Genomic DNA, 1,536 nt, shown 5'->3' with positions numbered 1-1,536 from the left:
CGGTAGTTCGTTAAATCCGGCGATAGAGGTCAATTCCGTGTCCGGTGGTGACCGCGTCGATCAGGGCCTGGAGCTCGGCGGGTGGGTCTGTGTCCGTCCAGGCTCGCCACCATCGGTTGAGGGTGACGGCGGGGGTGAGCCAGGAACGGATGGCTCGTAAGGCCCTGGGCCAGCAGGGCTGTTGGGGCCGGTGGGGTTCGGTTGATCCCCCTCTCTGGCCCCTCGTTGGGGCACGGGTCCGGCGCGGTGGCATCGAGGGGTCCGGGTGGGGTGAACCATTGGTCCCAGCAGAAGGAGAAGGCGCAGTTGACCAGGGTCTGGTGGCGGCGGATGGCGCGGTCGGAGCGGACTTGGAAGTCGGCCCAGCCGAGTTCGTCCTTGATCTGCTTGTAGCTCTGCTCGATCCAGGGCCGCAGGCCGTAGAGGCGGACGATCTCGATGAGGTCGGCCGGCGGGTGCGGGCCGGTGGTGGCGTGGGGTGCGTCGGGGTGGGGCAGGTTGGTGGCGAGGTACCAGGTGGCCTTCTCCGGCAGTCGGGCCGGGTCGGTGGTGGCCACGATCAGTCGGCAGGGTGAGTCGGGGCCGTAGCCGCCCAGGCGGGCATCGGCGGCCCACCAGGTCTCGGTGTGCCCGTCGCGGAAGTGACGTTCCACGGGTGTCCAGTCGCCGGGACGCTTGGCATCCTTCCAGGTCAGGGCGTGGGCCGCTTCGATGGGAGTGTGCGGCTGGTCGGCCCGGGCCCAGGTGCCGCGGTGCGGCTTGAGCGCGACGACGTAGGCCAGGCCGGCCTCGCACAGTGCGAGGTACCAGTCGTCGCTGACGGAGTAGGCGCAGTCGGCGACCACGGCTCGGCAGCCGAAGCCGGCCTCCTTGCCTCGGGCCGCGAGGGCAGCGGCCAGCTGCGGTTTGGTGCGGAAGGCCGGGTCGGCCCGGCCGCGGGTGAAGTGGTGGGCGGGGGTGTAGGGAGTGGCGTGCAGTGGGTAGTACACGCGGCCGTCGGTCCACACCGTGGTCACCGTGACGATGCCGTTGTCCGTCTTGCCCAACCGGCCCAGCCATTGCCGGCCGACATGTGCGGTGGCCGTGCCGTCCTTGCGGTCCCCGGAGTCGTCGATCACGATGACCCCGCCGTCGTGCGGAGCCGTCGCCCGCTCCTCGCGCAGCAGTTCAAGCCGCCGGTCGTTGACCAGCTCGGCCTCCCAGGGCGACTCGGACAGGAAGAACTGCAGCCGCTGCACCCCCGCCATTCCCGCACCCGCCACCGGCTCTGCCCCTGCCAGGCAGGTGATCGTCTTGTTCCGCTCCCGGGGCGCCAGCAGCCCGGTCAGATACTCACGAAACCCTCGCCGCTGGGCCAGGCTGAAGAAGAGGTCGTCGAACCGGGCCGCGTAGTCCTCCAACGGCCCCGGCGCAGGCGGACACGGACGGCGAGCAGTCATCTTCAGCCCCCAGCAAGGCAGTTGACTCCTACCACCGGCCTACGACCAACCCGACCTGCCGTCAACCCGCACCACGACCGGATTTAACGAACTACCG

General features: G+C 69.9%; 1 protein-coding gene. It reads right to left on the bottom strand.

Annotation, left to right across the window (positions count from 1 at the left end):
- Nucleotides 1-29 precede the first annotated feature (29 nt).
- Complete coding sequence (locus ACWGKT_RS48425; protein ID WP_453278810.1) at nt 30-1,439, bottom strand: IS701 family transposase; 1,410 nt, start codon at nt 1,437-1,439, stop codon at nt 30-32.
- Nucleotides 1,440-1,536 lie beyond the last annotated feature (97 nt).

This window comes from Streptomyces sp. NPDC054794, assembly GCF_053611585.1.
This window is presented reverse-complemented; position numbering and strand designations above follow the sequence as displayed.

Bases quoted from the DNA above. Each gene is read 5' to 3' on its own strand.
- ACWGKT_RS48425 (WP_453278810.1), bottom strand. From the start codon at position 1,439: ATGACTGCTCGCCGTCCGTGTCCGCCTGCGCCGGGGCCGTTGGAGGAC.